General features: G+C 56.5%; 19 protein-coding genes. 15 read left to right on the top strand and 4 right to left on the bottom strand.

Annotation, left to right across the window (positions count from 1 at the left end):
• Positions 1-3 precede the first annotated feature (3 nt).
• From der to BT114_RS03225, 10 genes are all read left to right on the top strand, one after another.
• Positions 4-1494 (top strand): ribosome biogenesis GTPase Der, encoded by a 1491-nt coding sequence (gene der, locus BT114_RS03270; protein ID WP_072324918.1) that lies wholly within the window; start codon positions 4-6, stop codon positions 1492-1494.
• Between the two features lie 211 nt (positions 1495-1705).
• Positions 1706-2317, top strand: coding sequence for a PepSY-associated TM helix domain-containing protein (locus BT114_RS03265; protein ID WP_072324917.1), 612 nt, complete (start codon positions 1706-1708; stop codon positions 2315-2317).
• 25 nt (positions 2318-2342) lie between these two features.
• Positions 2343-2834: a DUF2271 domain-containing protein gene (locus BT114_RS03260; RefSeq protein ID WP_072324916.1), complete on the top strand. Its 492-nt coding sequence runs from the start codon at positions 2343-2345 to the stop codon at positions 2832-2834.
• A gap of 20 nt (positions 2835-2854) precedes the next feature.
• Complete coding sequence (locus BT114_RS03255; RefSeq protein WP_072324915.1) at positions 2855-3664, top strand: DUF4198 domain-containing protein; 810 nt, start codon at positions 2855-2857, stop codon at positions 3662-3664.
• 15 nt (positions 3665-3679) lie between these two features.
• Positions 3680-3982, top strand: a complete 303-nt coding sequence (locus BT114_RS03250) for a hypothetical protein (RefSeq protein WP_072324914.1) — start codon at positions 3680-3682, stop codon at positions 3980-3982.
• Complete coding sequence (locus BT114_RS03245) at positions 3969-4484, top strand: DUF6162 family protein (RefSeq protein WP_072324913.1); 516 nt, start codon at positions 3969-3971, stop codon at positions 4482-4484. Before BT114_RS03250 ends, BT114_RS03245 begins: the two co-directional genes overlap by 14 nt.
• Positions 4481-5368, top strand: coding sequence for a metal ABC transporter solute-binding protein, Zn/Mn family (locus BT114_RS03240; RefSeq protein ID WP_072324912.1), 888 nt, complete (start codon positions 4481-4483; stop codon positions 5366-5368). Before BT114_RS03245 ends, BT114_RS03240 begins: the two co-directional genes overlap by 4 nt.
• On the top strand, positions 5368-6009 hold the full coding sequence (locus BT114_RS03235) for a metal ABC transporter ATP-binding protein (protein WP_072324911.1): 642 nt from the start codon (positions 5368-5370) through the stop codon (positions 6007-6009). Before BT114_RS03240 ends, BT114_RS03235 begins: the two co-directional genes overlap by 1 nt.
• A complete protein-coding gene (locus tag BT114_RS03230; protein ID WP_072324910.1) occupies positions 6009-6887 on the top strand; it encodes a metal ABC transporter permease in 879 nt (292 codons plus the stop codon). The genes BT114_RS03235 and BT114_RS03230 overlap by 1 nt, the downstream gene beginning before the upstream one ends.
• Positions 6884-7678, top strand: a complete 795-nt coding sequence (locus BT114_RS03225) for a hypothetical protein (protein WP_072324909.1) — start codon at positions 6884-6886, stop codon at positions 7676-7678. Before BT114_RS03230 ends, BT114_RS03225 begins: the two co-directional genes overlap by 4 nt.
• On the opposite strand, the gene BT114_RS03220 is transcribed toward BT114_RS03225, so the two are convergent.
• Positions 7650-8351, bottom strand: coding sequence for a class I SAM-dependent methyltransferase (locus BT114_RS03220; RefSeq protein WP_245770381.1), 702 nt, complete (start codon positions 8349-8351; stop codon positions 7650-7652). The two genes, BT114_RS03225 and BT114_RS03220, sit on opposite strands and share 29 nt — an antisense overlap.
• A gap of 213 nt (positions 8352-8564) precedes the next feature.
• Between BT114_RS03220 and BT114_RS03215 the strand changes: the two genes are divergently transcribed.
• The 5 genes from BT114_RS03215 (at position 8565) to BT114_RS03195 (ending at position 17309) form a co-directional block, all read left to right on the top strand.
• The gene (locus BT114_RS03215; protein WP_218163449.1) at positions 8565-10799 is read left to right on the top strand and encodes a TonB-dependent receptor domain-containing protein; all 2235 of its coding nucleotides are present in this window, start codon (positions 8565-8567) and stop codon (positions 10797-10799) included.
• Positions 10800-11014: 215 nt separating this feature from the next.
• Positions 11015-12190, top strand: a complete 1176-nt coding sequence (locus BT114_RS03210) for an efflux RND transporter periplasmic adaptor subunit (protein ID WP_072324908.1) — start codon at positions 11015-11017, stop codon at positions 12188-12190.
• Positions 12187-14121 (top strand): MacB family efflux pump subunit, encoded by a 1935-nt coding sequence (locus BT114_RS03205; RefSeq protein WP_072324907.1) that lies wholly within the window; start codon positions 12187-12189, stop codon positions 14119-14121. The genes BT114_RS03210 and BT114_RS03205 overlap by 4 nt, the downstream gene beginning before the upstream one ends.
• A 2-nt stretch (positions 14122-14123) precedes the next feature.
• A complete protein-coding gene (locus BT114_RS03200) occupies positions 14124-15497 on the top strand; it encodes an efflux transporter outer membrane subunit (protein WP_072324906.1) in 1374 nt (457 codons plus the stop codon).
• 135 nt (positions 15498-15632) lie between these two features.
• The gene (locus BT114_RS03195) at positions 15633-17309 is read left to right on the top strand and encodes a flagellar assembly protein A (protein ID WP_072324905.1); all 1677 of its coding nucleotides are present in this window, start codon (positions 15633-15635) and stop codon (positions 17307-17309) included.
• Positions 17310-17340: 31 nt separating this feature from the next.
• Here BT114_RS03195 and BT114_RS15330 read toward each other — a convergent pair whose 3' ends face one another.
• From BT114_RS15330 to istB, 3 genes are all read right to left on the bottom strand, one after another.
• Positions 17341-17526, bottom strand: a complete 186-nt coding sequence (locus BT114_RS15330) for a helix-turn-helix domain-containing protein (protein ID WP_425434772.1) — start codon at positions 17524-17526, stop codon at positions 17341-17343.
• Positions 17498-17713 carry a hypothetical protein gene (locus tag BT114_RS14930; protein ID WP_177247037.1) on the bottom strand — a complete coding sequence of 72 codons (216 nt, stop codon included), beginning with the start codon at positions 17711-17713 and terminating at the stop codon, positions 17498-17500. Before BT114_RS14930 ends, BT114_RS15330 begins: the two co-directional genes overlap by 29 nt.
• Positions 17714-17779: 66 nt before the next feature.
• On the bottom strand, positions 17780-18325 hold a 546-nt coding region (gene istB / locus BT114_RS03185), incomplete at its 5' end, for an IS21-like element helper ATPase IstB (RefSeq protein ID WP_072324904.1).

Here is an 18325-nt window from a genome sequence, read left to right as displayed (position 1 = left end):
ACCATGATCCCTGTTATTGCGCTGGTTGGTCGCCCCAACGTCGGCAAATCCACCCTATTCAACCGCCTGACCCGCAGCCGTGATGCGCTGGTTGCCGACTTTCCCGGCCTGACCCGCGATCGCCAGTATGGTGAAGGCAAGGTGGGTGGTCGCCCTTACATTGTCATCGACACAGGCGGTATCAGTGGTGATGAAGAGGGCATTGATGCCGAAATGGCGCGCCAGTCGCTGCGCGCGATTGATGAAGCCGATCTGGTGCTGTTCATTGTTGATGCCCGCGCAGGCATGACCGCTGCGGATGAAATGATTGCCCAGTACCTGCGGGTTAATGACAAAAAAGCACACCTGGTGGTCAACAAAACGGACGGCCTGGATGCCCAGAGCTTCAGTGCCGAATTTTATGCCCTGGGCATGAACACCGACCCCTGGATGATTGCGGCGGTTCACAACCGCGGTGTCAGCAGCATGATCACACAACTGCTGGATGAACTGCTGGGCCCGATGCCTGAACCTGAACCTGAGCCGGAATGGGGTGAGGTCTCTGCACTCACTGATGAAGCCCGTGATGAAGCCATGGCTGAGGCATCAAAAGAGCAGTCCGAGCGCCAGTTGAAATTCGGCATCATCGGTCGACCCAATGTTGGCAAGTCCACACTGGTCAACCGCATTCTGGGTGAAGAGCGGGTGATCGTTTATGACCAGCCCGGCACCACCCGCGACGCCATCACCATTCCCTTTGAGCGCAACGGCAAACCTTACACTCTGGTAGATACCGCCGGTATCCGACGGCGCAAGAATGTTACCGAAACCGCCGAGAAGTTCTCGATTGTCAAAACGCTGCAGGCCATCAAGGAATGCAACGTGGCCGTGATGGTGATTGATGCCCGCACCGGCCTGGTGGATCAGGATCTGCACCTGCTGAACTTTGTACTGGAATCCGGCCGCGCCTTGGTTCTGGCAGTCAACAAGTGGGATCACCTGGATCAGGAAACCCGCGACAACATCAAGAAGGACATCAACCGTCGTCTGGAGTTTGTGGATTACGCTGATGTGCATTACATCTCGGCATTACACGGCACCGGCGTGGGTGAACTCTTCCGCTCGGTGGAAAAGGCCTACCGCTCCGCCACCAGCCACTGGTCAACCAATCGCCTGACCACCCTGCTGCAGGATGTGGTCAGTGAACACCAGCCACCCATGATCAACGGTCGCCGCATCAAACTGCGTTATGCCCACCAGGGCGGGCTGAACCCACCCATCATTGTGGTGCACGGCAATCAGACGGATGCCCTGCCGGGCAGTTACAAGCGCTACCTGATGAACACCTTCCGCAAGATCCTGAAGGTCACCGGCACCCCCTTGCGCTTTGAATTCCGCAGCGGTGAAAACCCCTATGCACCCACTGAAAAAAACAGTCGGGAAGCGGCCAAGGCGCGGCAGTTGAAACTCACCAAAGAAGCCCGCACCCAGCGCGAACGCCGCCGCAAACGCTGAAACCAGCAAAAAACCAATATCTGAAGCCTGCCGCCCGGCAGGCTTTTTTGTGCACAGCACACTGCGACAATTTTTCTTCCCGTTGAGACACTTCTGTTACATCTTGCCGCTTTAATAAACGCCATTAAATCTGATAATCACTTGCATTTGTGATTGGGCTTCCGCATGATGACCAGCCAAATGTTATTGATAAGTATTCAATTGGCTATTCATGAAACGCTACAACCTGTCCAGAAGCCAGCGCTGGGTTCGCCCACTGCACGCTTACAGCTCCATGCTGATGCTTTTTATCATGCTGTTTTTCACTGCCACCGGCCTGACACTGAATAACCGTCAGTGGTTACCCACTCCATCTGCTCCCTTTGAAGCAGAGTTGCAACTGCCTGATCACCTGTATTCACAGCTTCAGCAGCAGGACCCACAACAACAGGCTCAGCCCATCTGGCAATGGCTGAAAAAGCAGCAACGCCTGCCGGATGGTGAACTCAGCAGTGACTGGTCTGCCAGTGAGCAATTGTTATCTCTGGATATCAAGCGACCCGGTGGTTACACCCTGGTGGAAGTGCTGCCGGAAGAGCAGAGCATCTGGTACGAACACCAGCATCTGGGCTGGATGGCGGTGCTGAATGACCTGCACATGGGCCGTTACAGCAGTGTGGCATGGAGCTGGTTCATTGACCTGTCCGCCGTGGTGATGCTGATTTTCACCCTGACCGGATTCTGGCTGGTGCTGTTTCACCCCAAGCGGCGCAGCCGCACCCTGGCCCTCAGCGGTTTCGGAACCCTGCTGATGGTCGGCATTTATTTCTGGATGCTGTTTTAAACCCTTTTGATCAGGAGTGAAGGCGATGAAAAGAAAACACCTGGCCGGGCTGGTCTGCGGACTGCTGCTGAGTCCAATGGTGATGGCCCAGCAGGTGGAAATACAGGTCAACCTGCCGGAAATCGGTGGTGCCATGTATTACCGCCCTTATGTTGCTGTATGGATTGAAGATGCCAGTGACAACAGCGTGAAAACCGTCACTGTCTGGCGCAAGGAAGCAGACTGGCTAAAAGACATGCGTCGCTGGTGGCGCAAGGCCGGACGTTATGACCAGGGTGAACTGGATGCAGTGACCGGTGCAACACGTCGTCCGGGCACACACAGCGTCATCTGGGATGGCACCAATCAGCAAGGGCAGAAAGTGCCTGCCGGTCGTTACACCGTCAATATCGAAGCGGCTCGTGAACATGGCAGTCGCAGCCTGGTACGCCAGCCGATTGAGCTGGGCAAGAACCAGACCTTCACCACCGAAGCGGCTGAGGAACTGGGCCGCATGACCATCAAGGTCACCCGCTGAACCTACTGGAGATAAGACCGATGAAAAAACGCAACTGGCTGGTTGCTGCCACCCTGTCCGCCGCACTGCTGGCACCCACTGCCCAGGCTCACCCGATCTGGATGCTGCCCAGTGAATTCAACCTGTCCACCGAAGAAGCCTTCTGGATCACCGTGGATGCCACCGCCTCACACGGTGTATTCAGTTTCGACAAACCCATCGGGCTGGACAATGTCAGCATCTACGGGCCAGAAGGTGAGCGCCGTCGCATTGGGCCTTACTACAAGGGTCAGCGTCGCAGCGTGTTTGACCTGCAACTGGAAACCTCCGGTACTTATAAAGTGGAACTGCGAGGTCAACCACGTTACATGACCAGTTATGTCATCGGTGAGCGCAACACTCCGCGCCGTGCTTTCGGCAGCAAGCTGGAAGTCCAGTTACCGGAAGGCGCCCGTGACGTTCGCACCACTGCCATGCAGACCATCAGTGCCTTTTATGTCACCCACCGCACCCCGAACACCAAAGTACTGGAAACCACCGGTGAAGGTTTTGAGTTCCATGCGCTGACCCATCCCAGTGATGTGATCAAGGGTGAGGAAGCCCGTTTTCGTTTCACCCTTGATGGCAAGCCAGCCGCAGGCATGAAGGTTGAGCTGGTACCTCAGGGTACCGCCTGGCGCGACTCCCGCATGCAGGTTGATCTGGAAGCGGATGCGGATGGCGTGGTGCGTTTCACTCCCACCCAGACAGGTCCACACCTGCTGTCTGCCAACCTGCGCATGGACATTGACAGCCCACTGGCGGATGCCGCCGGGGTCAACTACCTGCTCAGCTTCGAAGTTCTGCCCTGATCCGGAGGAGGCCGCATGATACTCAGACAACTTTTGCTTGCCTCCGTCCTGCTGCTGCCACTGGCAGCGCAGGCCCATTACCCGGTGATGGATTGCAGCCGCATGGGTGATGAAATTGCCTGTCGCATTGGTTTCAGTGACGGCACCCTGGCACATGGCAGTGAGGTGGTGATGTATTCCTACGGTGAAGAAGTCATTCATCGGGTCAGGGCAGACAACAGCTCCACAGCACGCTTCCCCTGGCATGATGGTGAGTTTTTCATTCAGTTTGATGCAGGACATGAAGACCCTGCCGAGTTTGATCATGTCGAATTCTGACGTTGCACCACGGCAGGCGCTTCCAACGGTTGAAACCGTCAGACCAGACAATGGCCGTGATGAAAACCGCTGGGTATTGCTGCTGACCCTGACCGTGCTGCTGCTGGGCGCGCTGGGGGTGTTACTGCGCCAGACACAGGCACCAATGGCCAATCTGCAACCGGAGTTATCACTGCACCAGCAGCAACTGCTGATGGAACTTGCCATAGCGGCTGATGAAATTCGCTTTCTGGCCTTGCCGGAGTTTCAGCAAACCGGCCACTGGCCGGATCGCCAACAACTGCTTGCAGAGGGTTTGCTACCGGTCCTGCCGGGTCAGTCGGTAATGGACTGGCAACAACCGGAAGCAGGCTGCCTGCTGCTGCCGCAGCCCAACTTGTCAGCGGCTTTTCTGATGCGACTGCAGACCGACTCCATACAGCTGTATTTCACTGATCACCTCACCACGCCTGTCAGTTGTGATCAACTTGACCACTGGTTCCCGATGAACAAACTGCCATGAACACAACACGCCTGTTAATGCTTCTGTCGATCCTGCTGCTGCCGGGCAGTCTGCTGGCCCGCCCACTGGTGGTCGGCATCACCCTGCATCCCTATTACAGTTACGTCAGTGAAATTGCCGGTGACAAGGCACGGGTACTGCCACTGATCGAAAGTGGCTTCAACCCGCACAACTATGAGCTGCAACCGGCTGATCTGCGCCGCCTGACCGAAATGGATGCGCTGGTGCTGAACGCCATCGGTCATGATGAGTTTGCCGTGCATGCGCTGGAAAACCTGGAGCTGCCGAACCTGACCCTGATTCATGCCAATCGTGATGTGCCGTTGCTGTCCTACGGTCGCGGCAACAGCAATTACAACCCGCACAGCTTTGTGGCCATTGATGCAGCCATTCGCCAGGTTTATACCATTGCAGCCGAGCTCGGCAGACTGGACCCGGACCATGCCGAATACTTTCAGCAGAATGCCTTGCGTTATGCACGTGAACTACGCCAGTTGAAAAACCGCTACCGCAGTCAGTTGCTGGCACTGGACCTCAGCAATATCCGCATTGCCAGCACCCACAATGCCTATGGTTACCTGCTGCAGGAATTTGGCATCGGTGTTGACACCGTCATTGAGCCGGCTCACGGCGTGGAACCCAGTGCCAGTCAGCTGCAGGACACCATCCGCCGTATCCGTGAAGCCAATATCCAGGTGCTGTTCACCGAGCTGGACATGGACAACCGTTATGTGGACGTCATTGAAAAGGCCACCGGCATCCAGATTCACCACTTTTCGCACATGACCCACGGTGAATACGATCGCACCCTGGTGATGCGTGAAATGGAACACAACCTGCAAACCCTGGTGAAAGCGCTGACTGCCGCAGTGGAGCCGCGTTGATGGGACCGGACATCGAAATGGATCAACTCAGCCTGCAGCTGAATGGTGTCACCATCCTGCCGCCGATCACTGCGCGCCTGAAGGCCGGGCAATTGCACGTCATCACCGGTCCCAATGGGGCCGGCAAATCATCACTGATGAAGGCCCTGCTGGGGCTGTTGCCACACAGCGGTGACATTCGTCGCCACTGGCCAGGCAAACCCGGCAAGGTTGCCTATGTACCGCAACAAACTGCCTTTGAGCCTTCATTGCCGGTGACCGTGCAGGAGTTCCTGTTAAGCAGCCTGAATCGTCGGGCTTTTTTTGGTCGTCGACGGAAACAGGACCTGCAGCGGGTCGCTGAACTGCTGCAGCAGGTGGGCATGGAAGGCAAGGAGCATCTGCGGCTGGGCCAGCTGTCCGGTGGTGAGCGCCAGCGTCTGCTGTTTGCTCAGGCACTGGAGCAACAAGCCCTGTTCTGGTGTCTGGATGAGCCCATGACCGGACTGGACCAGCAGGCACAAGAGATCATCACCGCAGCCATTCAACAGCTGCGTCAGCAGGGAGCTACCCTGCTGGTGATTCAGCATGATCCAGCCTGGACCGAACAACATGCTGACTGCATCTGGAAGGTGGAAGATGGCCTGCGGAGGTCTGCCTGATGGAAGCTCTGCGTCAATTGGTATTCAGCCTGCAACAAGCGGGTTACCTGCCGGAAATGTTCCAGTACGCCTTTCTCACCAATGCACTGGTTGCCGCACTGATCATTGGCCCCTTGCTGGGTGCGCTGGGCCCACTGGTGGTGGTCAAACGTCTGGCATTCTTTTCGGAAGCCGTGGGGCACGGTGCCCTGACCGGTGTGGCACTGGGCATCCTGCTCGGTGAACCGGCCACCCAGCCCTTTGCGGCACTGTTCACCTTCTGTCTGCTGTTTGCCCTGTTGCTGCATTGGATTCGCAGTCGCACCCAGGTGCCTTATGATGCCCTGGTGGGTGTGTTCCTGTCTTTTGCCATTGCGCTGGGCGCCGCACTGCTACTGTACGTTGCCAAAAAGGTGAACGTTCACATTCTGGAAAACGTGCTGTTCGGATCGATACTGACCGTGCGTGATGCCGACCTGCTGGTGATGGCGGTGATTGCCGCCACCTGCGTACTGCTGATGCTGACAGGGGGCAATCGTGCCCTGATCAGCAGTCTGGCACCGGACCTGGCAAAAGTGCGTGGCATCAATGTGCGCCTTTATGACTATGTATTTGTACTGCTGATTGCCCTGGTGACCGTGGCATCCGTGAAAATTGTGGGTGCCATTCTGGTGGGTGCCCTGCTGCTGATTCCAGCCACTGCGGCCCGCCTGATCAGCCGCACCGGTCGTGAGTTCTTCTGGTATTCGGTTGTTTTTGCCACCATCAGCTGCCTGCTTGGCATTCTGTTACCGATGGCCGGTGCCCTGCCGATTCCATCCGGAGCCGCCATTGTCCTGATTGCATCAGCCGGTTTTCTGCTGGCGTTGCTGGTGCGTCGCTGGAGATCCCTTGCATGAAAAAAACACTCTTGTGCTTCAAGCATCTTTTTACTGCTGTTATTCCTGCCCTCGCCTGCCTGCTGCTCAGCACCTCGCTGCAGGCTGCCAGTCTGGGCAGCGCTGCGCCGGTGACTCAACTGCTGGCCAGAGACCTAACTCAGGGCACCGGCATTCAGTTGCATTACCTACCCGCTGAGCGCCTGCCACTGAATCGCATTCCGGCCTGGTTCAACCGTGTCAATCCATCGGAGCTGCCTGCACTGGATGCCGTGCTGACGCTGGAGTCCGTATGGCAGGACATCAACCTTTATCCGGCCTTGCGACAACGGAACATCCGGGTGGTGCCAATTGATCTGGCACAGGAGATTGCACCCGGCGGCGCACGGGTGATCCAACGCCCGGGGCTGCTCACTCCGGATTATTTCTGGCTGGACCTGAACAACCTGACCCTGATGGTCAATATTGCAGCACGTGACCTGAGCCGCATCTGGCCGGAGCAGGCAACAACCCTGGACCACAATCGCCGCCAACTGGTGCAGCAGATTCAGCAGACAGCCATACAACTGGATGACCTGCTACTGGAAGCCGGTATCGAATCACTGGCAGTGGATGATGAACGCCTGGTGCCACTGGCATTGATGATGGCCGTGCCACTGGTTACGGCAGATCAGGCAGACATGCTGCTATCGACTGGCAAACGTGACGGACAACGCACCTGGGTGGTGGATCCACTGCTGCGTACCGGGCAGGAAAGCCTGGCTGACTGGCTGCAACAACTGCTCAGCAGTCTGCAGGTCGCTGCAGAATAATCACATCACCACTCAGATACGCCTGTTGCAGCTGCCAGTGTTCTGCCAGCCAGTCAAAGCAGGTTTCACTGAAAAAGCTGATGTGGGTCGGGTCCATCAGGTAGTGCCACTGTACAAAAGCAGCCCGATCTCGCGGCCGCTGGGTCATGCTGCCCAGCAGGCCACCCGGCTTGAGGCACAACAACAGCTGATCCAGCACCTGTGCCGGTTGCGCCAGATGCTCGAACACTTCCGTGCTGGTGATGAAGTCATACTGCTGCTGCAACAGCGCGGGATGATGAGCAAAGTGGAGGTCGTAATTGCTGCAGGCATAACCCGCTTCGGCAAACATCAGCGACAGGGTCGGGCCGGGACCACAGCCAAAATCCAGTCCGGACAGCTCGGAGGGTGTTTTACCACTGGCCTGCAGCAGGTTTTGCATCGGTTCAGCCATGCGCCCCAGAAAGCGACGATACCCGGCATCCGCCGGATTGTTTTCATGCTGCTGATACACCGCCCGCTCGGAGCTGGCATCCAGATGAAAACAACGGGGAACAAACACCAGATCACACACCTGACAACGATGATATTCCCGACCGATCAGGGGTTTGCGTGTTTCGGTGTGCCATAAGCTGGTTTGAGCTGAGTCACACAAGGGACAGACTGACAAGGATGACAAGAGTGAAACCTGCACGTTGAATCCGGCAGCCAAGCATAACAAGCCAGGCTCAGCTTACAAGCAACAACAGGCTGCAAAGTTTTATTCAATGAGCATTGGCCCTATACAAAGCCTACTGATATGCATTATCATTTGCATAAAGGCAAGCCAGCCAGATTATCCTCCGGTCCCACAAAACAACAGGAGTAGCCAGCCAGCCCTTACCAACAACTGACTGGAGACTTCAGCGTGCACATTACTAACCGTCCGACAAACCTATCTCGTCACCCTCTTGTTTATGCCCTGCTTGCGTTGGGTTTAGGCAGCTCGGGGCCCTTGTTAGCCAACAACCCGCAACACATGGGCACAGTGGTTGTCACTGCCGCTGGTTTTGAGCAGAACGTGACCGAGGCACCGGCCTCCATCACCGTCATCACCCGTGAAGATCTGGAAACCAAACAGTTTCGTGACCTGGCAGAAGCCCTGGCTGATGTGGAGGGTGTGGATGTGCTCAGTGGTACCGGTAAAACCGGTGGTCTGGACATCCGCATTCGTGGTCTGCCCAGTGAATACACCCTGATCCTGATTGATGGTCGCCGCCAGAATGTGGCTGGTGATGTGACTCCCAATGGTTTTGGTGCTGCCATGACCAGCTTTATGCCACCCCTGTCCGCCATTGAACGCATCGAAGTGATTCGCGGCCCCATGTCAACACTCTATGGTTCGGACGCTGTCGGTGGTGTAGTCAACATCATCACCCGCAAGGTGGCTCCTGAGTGGGGCGGCTCTGTGCGCCTGGAAGCAGGCATTCCGCAGGACAGCGACTGGGGTAAAACCCGCAAGGTGGATATTTATGCTGCAGGTCCGCTGATCAACAATCTGCTGGGACTGGCCGTGCGCGCCAGTCGTTATGACCGTGAAGCCACCGAGTGGATTCTGGCACCCGGTGCAGATCGGGCCGGTCGCAACCCCGCACCAGGTGAAAGTGAACAAACCAATATCGGTGCACGTCTGACCTGGACTCCCTCTCAAGAGCATGACCTGTGGCTGGATGTGGATCGTGCTGAAACCTGGTACAACAACCAGGATTGCCGTCTGGGCAATATCGATGGCAAATCCACCGGCACCGGTGGCGGTGCCAACTGCTGGAACACTGCAGCCATCAACCCCAATGCTGCACCGGGTTACAAAGACTACATGGAATTCAACCGCACCCAGCTTGCCATCGGTCACACCAGCCGCCTGAGCACCGGCGTGGTGGATTCCAGCCTCAGCCGCACCACCACCGAAACGATTGGACGCACCATCCCCGGCAACGTGATCGGCAACACCTACACCGTGGATGGTCAAACCTTCACCATCGGTGATGACCGCAAACTGGAAACCACCAACACCATCCTTGATACCAAATACGTGACCTCTTTCATTGACAAGCATGTCACCACACTGGGCGCACAGTACTGGCAAGCGGAACTGGAAGATGGCCTGCTGACCGAAACCCACGACCAGACCATGGTTGCCGTGTTTGCTGAAGATGAGTGGCGTTTCACTGATGACCTGGCGGCCACTCTGGGTGGCCGTTATGACCGGCATGATGCCTTTGGTGGCCACTTCAGCCCGCGTGCTTACCTGGTCTGGAATACCACTGATGAATTGGTGCTCAAGGGCGGTGTAAACAAGGGTTACCGTGCCCCTAACCTGAATCAGTTGATTGATGGCATTAATGGTATCTCTGGCCAGGGCGCCACCATTAACATCGGCAACCCGGACCTGAAACCGGAAGTCAGCACCAACACTGAAATCAGTGCCCTGTATGACAACCGTCAGGGATTCTCCGGCTCCATCACCCTGTTCCAGAACCGAATTGAGGATCGTATCGTTGGCGGCACCGGTGACTGCAGCACCGATCCAATTTCAAGCTGCTCAGCCAACCCGACTGCCACCTATGCCACCAATGTGGATGAAGCCAAAACCTGGGGTGCGGAAATCACTGCCAGAATTGAACTGACCGATAGCTGGACCCTGGCTGCCAACTACACAAGAACCGACAGCGAAGTGATTGCAGACGGTGAGAAAAACGGCAAGCTCGGCAATACCCCGAAACACATGGCCAATGCCACCTTGCGCTGGGCAGCCACTGATCAGTTAAGCCTGTGGTTAAAAGGCACTTACCGCAGTGAGTCACAACGTTTTACCGGCAACTATGAAGATTTGACCGATCAGAACAAGGCATTGATTGATACCGTAGGTGACCTGAAATCCTACCTGCTGTTTGATCTGGGTGGTGCCTACCGGGTCAATCAGCAATTCAATCTGAATGCCACCATCACCAACCTGCTGGACAAGGACATGGCTGGCTTCAAGACCTATGAATATAACGGTGATACCTACTGGGCGAGCGAGTATTTCCACAGCACCCAGAGTGTTGCCGGTGGTGTGTTGCCCGGTCGTACCTTCTGGCTGTCCGGCACCTACAATTTCTGATCAGTCCAGGGTGACACACTTCTGTGACAACCTGATGCTTTAATGGCATCAGCTCAGGTTGCCAGCCCTGCTGCAGCCTGAACTTCTCCACTTTACCGCGCTTCGGCGCGGTTTTTTTGCGACATTCCGCGACACTCCTTTCTGACACCGGGATAATTCTGTTACAGAATGGGTCTTTAATCTGAGACCTGATCCCTGAAGGAACGCCATCGACCATGCAAGCACAACGCCTGTCCCGACGCAGCTTCTGGCTGCTGCTTCTGATTCCACTGACTCTGGCGAGTTACTTTGGCTGGCAGTATTTTAAAAGCCCCAAAGAACAGACCCATTTGCCAACAGCCAGGGTTGAGCGTGGCAACCTGCAGGATCAGGTCACCGCCACCGGCACACTAAAACCTGCCAACTACGTGGATGTTGGTGCACAGATTTCCGGTCAGTTGACCCATCTGCACGTGGAAGTGGGTGATCAGGTGGAAGCCGGACAACTGCTGGCAGAAATTGATGCCCGTGTGCTGGAAGCCAATGTTGCTGCCAGTCGCGCCCAGTTACGCGCTCAGGCTGCCCAGCTACGCGACCGCCAGGCCCAGTTGCAACTGGCCAAACACCATTATCAACGTCAGCAAAACCTGCGCGCTGATGATGCGGTAACCGAAGAGGCGCTGCAGCAGGCAGAGGCCAGCTACCTGTCATCTCAGGCGCAGGTTGAACAGCTGCAAGCCCAGATAGAACAGAACCAGTCTTCCCTGGCTGCCGATGAAGCCAATCTGGAGTATGCCCGTATTCTGGCTCCCATCAGCGGCACGGTGGTATCAATCAGTGCCCGGCAGGGGCAAACCCTGAATGCCAACCAGCAGGCACCAGTGATCCTGCAAGTGGCTGATCTCAGTCAAATGCGGGTGGAAACCCGTGTGTCCGAAGCAGACATCAGCCGCCTGCGCCCCGGCATGCCGGCTTACTTCACAACCCTTGGCAGCCAGAACCAGCGCTGGCAAGGCCAGCTGCTGCGCATTGAACCCACCCCGGTGATTGAAAACAATGTGGTGCTTTACAACGCGCCTTTTGATGTGGAAAACCGTCGTGGTCAGTTATTGCCGCAGATGACCGCTCAGGTGTTTTTTGTTGTGGCCCAGACTGACAATGCCCTGCTGATACCCACAGCCGCACTCCAGCGTGTACAGCGCAACCAGTATCAGGTCCGTGTGCTGGCAGCCGATGGCAGTCAGCAGTTGCGTGAAGTGCAGATCGGTGTCAACAACCGCATTCAGGCAGAGGTTCTGTCAGGTCTTGAGGAGGGTGAGGTGGTGGTGCTGCAAACCGGCGGGCAGCAGAACCGTGCCACTGGTAACAATACCGGCAACATCAACCGTCCGACCGGAATGCCACGTTTATGATCAATGCCGTTGCTCCCCCATTAATTCAGCTGCAGGGACTGACCCGCAGTTTCAGTAATGGTGACCAGACACTGCAGGTGCTGAAAGGGCTGGACCTGACCATTCATGACGGTGAGTTTGTTGCCATCATCGGCAGTTCCGGTTCCGGCAAATCCACCCTGATGAACCTGCTGGGTTGCCTGGACCGTCCCACCTCCGGTGAATACCTGTTTCGTGGCCAACCAGTTTCCACGCTGAGCAAGGATGAACTGGCGCGCCTGCGGCGGGAAGCCTTTGGTTTTGTATTTCAGAGTTACCACCTGCTGCCCGGCACCCCTGCCGTCAACAATGTTGAGTTGCCAGCCATTTATGCCGGTGAACCACCTGCTGAGCGCCGCCAGCGTGCTCTGGAGCTGCTGGCCAGACTGGGACTCAGTGATCGTGCCTGGCACTTGCCGGGTCAGTTGTCCGGTGGTCAACAACAACGGGTGTCCATTGCCCGGGCACTGATGAACGGCGGTCAGGTGATACTGGCCGATGAACCCACCGGTGCACTGGACAGCCACAGTGGTCAGGAGGTGATGAAACTGCTGAGGGAACTGTCCGATCAGGGCCATACCCTGCTATTGATCACCCACGACCCGGAAGTGGCAGCCCATGCAGACCGCATCATTGAAATCCGTGACGGTGAAATCATCCATGATTCCGGCAGCAGCATTCAGACCAGTCAGCAGCATACCCCCGGTGCCAGTCGTGAGCGCCCACTGCTGGATATCTGGGAAGCCACCAAAGCCGCTTTCACTGCCCTGCACCGCAATCTGTTTCGCACGCTGCTGACCCTGCTGGGCATTGTGATCGGTGTGGCTTCGGTGATTGCCATGCTGGCCATCGGGGATGGTGCCCGTCATGAAGTGGTGGAACGCATCAGTGCCATGGGCAGCAACCTGCTGCTGGTGCGCCCCGGCGGCCCCAACCAACGTGGACGCTGGCCTGCCACCCTGGTTCCGGAAGATGTCACCGCCATCAATCAGCAGATTCCCAACCTGCTGGCCGCCATTCCGGAATTAAGCCGCAGCGCCACCCTGCGCTACGGCAACCAGGATGCCAGCACCGAGATCAATGCCACTTCGGCAGATTTCCCCATCGCCCGGCAATGGCCGGTGGCTCAGGGCACCTTTTTCAGCCATGAAGATGACACCCAGTTTGCCACTGTGGCGGTGATTGGTCAGACCGTGGCTCGCAACCTGTTTCCGGGCCGCTCACCCCTGGGTGAGTATGTAATGGCAGACGGCACACTGCTGCAAGTGATTGGCGTGATGTCCGCCCGGGGCGCCTCACCCATGGGGCAGGATCAGGATGATGTGGTGTTGGTGCCGTTCAACACCGGCAGCCTGCGCATTTTCGGTCAACGCCACCTGCGCAATGTCACCGTGGCCGTGGATGATGTCAGCCGCATGGATGAAACCGAAGCAGCCATTCACAGCCTGCTGCTGGCTCGCCATGGCATTGAGGACTTTCAGATTCGCAACATGGCATCCCTGATCGACAATGTCACCGAAACCCAGAACACCTTCACCCTGCTGTTAGGGTCCGTGGCGGCCATTTCCCTACTGGTCGGTGGTGTCGGGGTGATGAACATCATGCTGGTTTCCGTCACCGAGCGCACTCGCGAAATCGGCATTCGACTGGCCACCGGAGCAAGAACCCGCAACATCCTGCAGCAGTTTCTGATAGAAGCCCTGACCATTTCTGCGCTGGGCGGACTGATCGGAGTAGCTATCGGGCTGGGTACTGCCTGGCTGGTGGGTTATCTGGGTACCGCCGTGCACTTCTCTGTTTTCCCGGTGGTACTGGCTTTTTGCTGCGCCTTTGCCACTGGCCTGATATTTGGATACCTACCGGCTCGCAAGGCAGCTCATCTTGACCCGGTGCGCGCACTGTCCACGGAGTGATCATGAAACCACGTCTGCTTTTTATGCTGTTGCCCTTATTGTTACTGGGCGCCTGCAGTCGCAACATCCAGTATCAACAACTGGATGTGGAGCTGGCCGAACAATGGGACCAACCCGTTACACAACTCAGTGATGGCGTCCGTTTCACTGATGCGGACTGGTGGCAGGCATTCAACAGCCCGGCACTTGACCAACTGATTGAACAGGCACTCGCTTCCAGCCCTGATCTGTTGATGGCCGGTTACCGCATAGAACAGGCTGAAGCACAGCTTGGCATCACCCGCGCCTCCTCCCTGCCGGGTGTATCCGCTAATGTGGGTGCCGGTGTTCGGGAAACCACCACACAAGGACAAAGCAGTCGTGGTGATTCCAGCAATGCCAGTGTCAGCACCAGCTATGAAATTGACCTCTGGGGCCGGGTGGCAGCCGAACGCGCTGCCGGGCAAGCCAGCCTTGCGGCCACCGTGCATGACTGGCATGCCGCACGCCTGAGCCTGACCGCTGCCGTGGCCAACAGCTGGTTTCAGTGGCTGAGTCTGGAAGCTCAGGTTCAGACTGCAGCGGGCAACCTGCAGGCCGCAGAACAACAACTGCAACTGATCGAAGCCCGTCAGCAACAGGGAACCGCCACCCGTGCTGATCTGGCCCGGCAGCGCAGCCAGGTCATCAACCAGCGCAGCAGCCTGCAGAGCCTGCAAAGTCAGCAGCAGCAAACCCGCAACGCGCTGGCACTGTTGCTGGGTGTTCCGGCTCAGGGCTTCACCCCTCCTGCCGGTGATCTACTGGCATTATCACTGACTCATCCTGACCCGGGCATGCCCACTGAAATCCTGACCCGTCGACCGGATCTGGCCAGCAGCGAAGCCCGCCTGCGGGCCGCTGATGCCAACATTGCCGCCGCCCGTGCCGCCATTTTTCCCAGCATGCAACTATCGGCCTCCGCAGCCCTGGCCAGCAACACCCTCAGTCTCGGTGATCCGGTGCAAACGCTGGGCATCAGCGCCAGCCTGACACAAAGCATCTTTGACCATGGCCTCAGAAAACGCCAGATTGCCCTGGCACAGGCTCGCCAGCAGGAGCTGCTGGAAAGTTACCGCAAAACCCTGTTAACCGCCCTGATTGAGGTGGAAGATGCACTCAATCGCCTGCAACTGACCCAGCAACTGGAAACGCAGCAACTGGCCTTACTGGATGAACAGCGCCTGCTGGCCACACAGACAGAACGCCTCTACCGTGGCGGCACTGAAAGCCTCAGCAACCTGCTGGACAGCCAGCGCAGCCTGGCACAGGCCGAAGAACAACTGGTGCAGTTACGCCAGGCGCGTCTGAACGCAGGACTGGACCTCTACAAGGCGCTGGGTGGTGGGTGGCAGTAACGCCATCACGTTAACTATACATATTGATTACTCTTTTTAACCTTTTTCATGGCAGCTACCCCTTCCGGGTCGGCTGCTTTTCTTTTTTTTCTGGCTTATAGTGGTTACATAAACCTGCAGTCAGGAAGCAAGGCCATGAATAACAAGTCATCCCCGGAAACAACGGATACAGGACTGCCCCCGGCAGTGGATCTTGGCATCAGTTATGACCTGAGGGACAACAATGAACTCTGGGCTACCTTTGTTCCGGTTGAAAAGGGACGGGAACTGACCCGCGAGCAATTTGCCGAAGTCACCCTGCATACCGGTTATCCACCCGATGACTTTCCACTGATCCCGGCCAATGTGACGGTGCTGCTGGATGCCGTGCGTCGTAAGGAGCCTCGGGACGCCTGCATCAGCATTCCTGAAGATGCCCGGGTCGATGTATTTGTCAGCCCCAGCAAACTTATTGCCGGCATGGTACTGCATGGCTCCAAAGGACGCGGCAAACCGGTGGATCGTGCCGTGCTGGATCAGGCATTAAAAAAAGCCAAGGTTGTCAAAGGCCTGCTGGATGATGCACTGGAAAAACTGACCAGTGCCAAGCTGGCTGCTCGGCTGCACAACACTGAAAATGTTTACTGCACGGTGGTGGCTTACGGTGAGCCTCACGAAAACGGTGAAGATGCTCGGCTGGCAGTGCTGGTCAAGGATGCCTCTGACCGCCGCCCCCGCGAAGATGAATACGGCACCATTCATTACCTGGATCGGGGGGAAACCCCCTACATTGAGCCTGATACACCACTGCTGCGCCGCCACCCCCCCACCAAGGGCAAGGCAGGCTGGAACGTGGCCGGTAAAACCCTGCGCGCCAAGGATGGCAAGGACATCCAGTTCAAACTCAAAGATGCCTCGGTGAAACTGGCCGAGGATGACGAGAATTTATTATTGTCCGCCACTGCCGGCATCCCGGTGCTGTATGACAAGGGTGCCCTGGTGGAGGAGATGCTGAAGGTGAATCAGGTGGATGTGGAAAGTGGCCACATCCGCTACAAGGGCAGTGTTGAAATCAAGGGTGACGTTCGTGATGGCATGCAGGTGGTGGTCACCGGTGATGTGAAAATCAACGGTGGTGTGGATGCTGCTTATGTACAGGCCGGTGGACACATTGAAGTCATCGGTGGCGCCATCGGCCACAAGGATGCCCAGTACCTGTCGGAAAAAGCTGCATTAAAGGCCACCTGCAGTGTCAAGGCACGCTTCGCGCATGAAGCCATGATTGAAGCCGGTCAGGAAGTGTTGATCGGCAACCAGGTGATGCACACCAACATCAAATCAGGTGGTTTTGTGAAGGTTGAAGGCAAGGGCCAGGTGGTGGGTGGGCGTATCGAAGCGGTGGACTACATCGAAATCAACACCAGCGGTGCTGTTGCCTACATCGAAACCGAATTGGTGGTCGGTGAGTGCCAGGAGCTGCAGGAACGCTACACCCTGCTGCTGAGCCAGCTGAATCACCTGGAAAACCAGAAATACCAACTGATTGAACTGGCCCGCAAAACCCGTCAGCAGGGCCGTAAAAAACTGCTGGAAATGAAGGACAAACTGGTTCGCGCCAAAGAAAGCCTGCAAGCACACCAGCTTGAACTGAACACCCGGCTGACCCTGATTGAAGCTGAACTACGCCGCTTTTATGCCGCCAAGGTGATCGTCAATCGCCGTGCTTACCCCGGTACAATGGTCACTATTGCCGGAAAAAGCTACGAAGTCACCCGCGAACTGGACAAGGTGACCTTTTTCCTGCAAGACGATAAGGTACAGATACACCAGTAATCAACTGCTTTGTTTGAAGCGCGAACTTCACTTATTGGCGCGGTTGCTTTTCGGGGATCACCCTGCGCCTTGTTAACTCAAAGCCCTCAAAACAGCCTGAGGCTCTTTTGCAACCACATGCAATAAAGCCAAGGCTGGCCCCATGCAGCGTACGATCACCCCGCTCCCAGTGCCTTAAGGTCGCAACACTAATACAGAACTTTGAAGCAAACTCCATTTGCGTCATAAGCCGGGCGGCCTTCAGCATCATTTTTGTAAGGCTGGTGAAAAGCAGAGAGGCCGAGCTTTTCAGCGATCAGGTAATGCAGGGCAAATTCGAGGGTACCAGGCTGGATCTGTTCCAGGTAGTTGATCACCACCATCGACATCTGGTTGTAGTCGTAGTGTTTACCAGGCCATGCCAAGGCCTCCTGTCAATGGCCATTTATTTTGACCCACCTTTGGCCAATAAAATTGACCCACCTGATGCGTTAGTTGGTTAACTTTTCTTTCAGTCGATAGCTTTCTCCTCCCAGCATGAAGATGTGTGAGTGATGGATGATCCGGTCCACGATCGGGATGGCGACATTGTCGTTATGGAAGAACTCACCCCAGTCGGTAAAGTCCTTGTTGGTGGTCAAGATGATTGATCGATATTCATACAGGCTGTTCACCAACTGGAAGAGGTTGTAGCGGGACTGGCGGCTCATGGGCAGGTAGCCCAGCTCATCAATGATCAGCAGGTCATTTTTGGCCAGTAGGCTGATCCGTTTTTTCAGTTCACCCCGCTTTTCAGCCAGCTCCAGTTCTTCCACCAGGGCCATGGCGGTTCTGAAGGCCACCTTATAACCCGCTTCGATGGCTTTGTAGCCCAGCCCGATGGCCAGATGCGTTTTGCCGACTCCCGGTGGCCCGATGAACACCAGGTTCTGACGTTGATCGATGAAGTTAAAGTCCAGCAGAGCGCTGATCTGGCGCTTAGTGATGGTGGTCTGATGGCGGTAGTCGAAGTCATCCAGACGTTTCTCCATCGGGAA

The sequence above is a fragment of the Marinospirillum alkaliphilum DSM 21637 genome, assembly GCF_900119735.1.
GTDB classification, from domain to species: domain Bacteria; phylum Pseudomonadota; class Gammaproteobacteria; order Pseudomonadales; family Halomonadaceae; genus Marinospirillum; species Marinospirillum alkaliphilum.
Note: the sequence above shows the minus strand (reverse complement) of the source record. Positions and strands in the feature narration are given on the sequence as shown.

Coding starts and splice junctions, on each gene's coding strand:
- BT114_RS03230 (WP_072324910.1), top strand. CDS start 6,009: ATGGAAGCTCTGCGTCAATTGGTATTCAGCCTGCAACAAGCGGGTTAC.
- BT114_RS03235 (WP_072324911.1), top strand. CDS start 5,368: ATGGGACCGGACATCGAAATGGATCAACTCAGCCTGCAGCTGAATGGT.
- BT114_RS03225 (WP_072324909.1), top strand. CDS start 6,884: ATGAAAAAAACACTCTTGTGCTTCAAGCATCTTTTTACTGCTGTTATT.
- BT114_RS15330 (WP_425434772.1), bottom strand. CDS start 17,526: ATGGAGTTTGCTTCAAAGTTCTGTATTAGTGTTGCGACCTTAAGGCAC.
- BT114_RS03245 (WP_072324913.1), top strand. CDS start 3,969: ATGTCGAATTCTGACGTTGCACCACGGCAGGCGCTTCCAACGGTTGAA.
- BT114_RS03210 (WP_072324908.1), top strand. CDS start 11,015: ATGCAAGCACAACGCCTGTCCCGACGCAGCTTCTGGCTGCTGCTTCTG.
- BT114_RS03260 (WP_072324916.1), top strand. CDS start 2,343: ATGAAAAGAAAACACCTGGCCGGGCTGGTCTGCGGACTGCTGCTGAGT.
- BT114_RS03255 (WP_072324915.1), top strand. CDS start 2,855: ATGAAAAAACGCAACTGGCTGGTTGCTGCCACCCTGTCCGCCGCACTG.
- BT114_RS03240 (WP_072324912.1), top strand. CDS start 4,481: ATGAACACAACACGCCTGTTAATGCTTCTGTCGATCCTGCTGCTGCCG.
- BT114_RS03265 (WP_072324917.1), top strand. CDS start 1,706: ATGAAACGCTACAACCTGTCCAGAAGCCAGCGCTGGGTTCGCCCACTG.
- BT114_RS03205 (WP_072324907.1), top strand. CDS start 12,187: ATGATCAATGCCGTTGCTCCCCCATTAATTCAGCTGCAGGGACTGACC.
- der (WP_072324918.1), top strand. CDS start 4: ATGATCCCTGTTATTGCGCTGGTTGGTCGCCCCAACGTCGGCAAATCC.
- BT114_RS03250 (WP_072324914.1), top strand. CDS start 3,680: ATGATACTCAGACAACTTTTGCTTGCCTCCGTCCTGCTGCTGCCACTG.
- BT114_RS03195 (WP_072324905.1), top strand. CDS start 15,633: ATGAATAACAAGTCATCCCCGGAAACAACGGATACAGGACTGCCCCCG.
- BT114_RS03200 (WP_072324906.1), top strand. CDS start 14,124: ATGAAACCACGTCTGCTTTTTATGCTGTTGCCCTTATTGTTACTGGGC.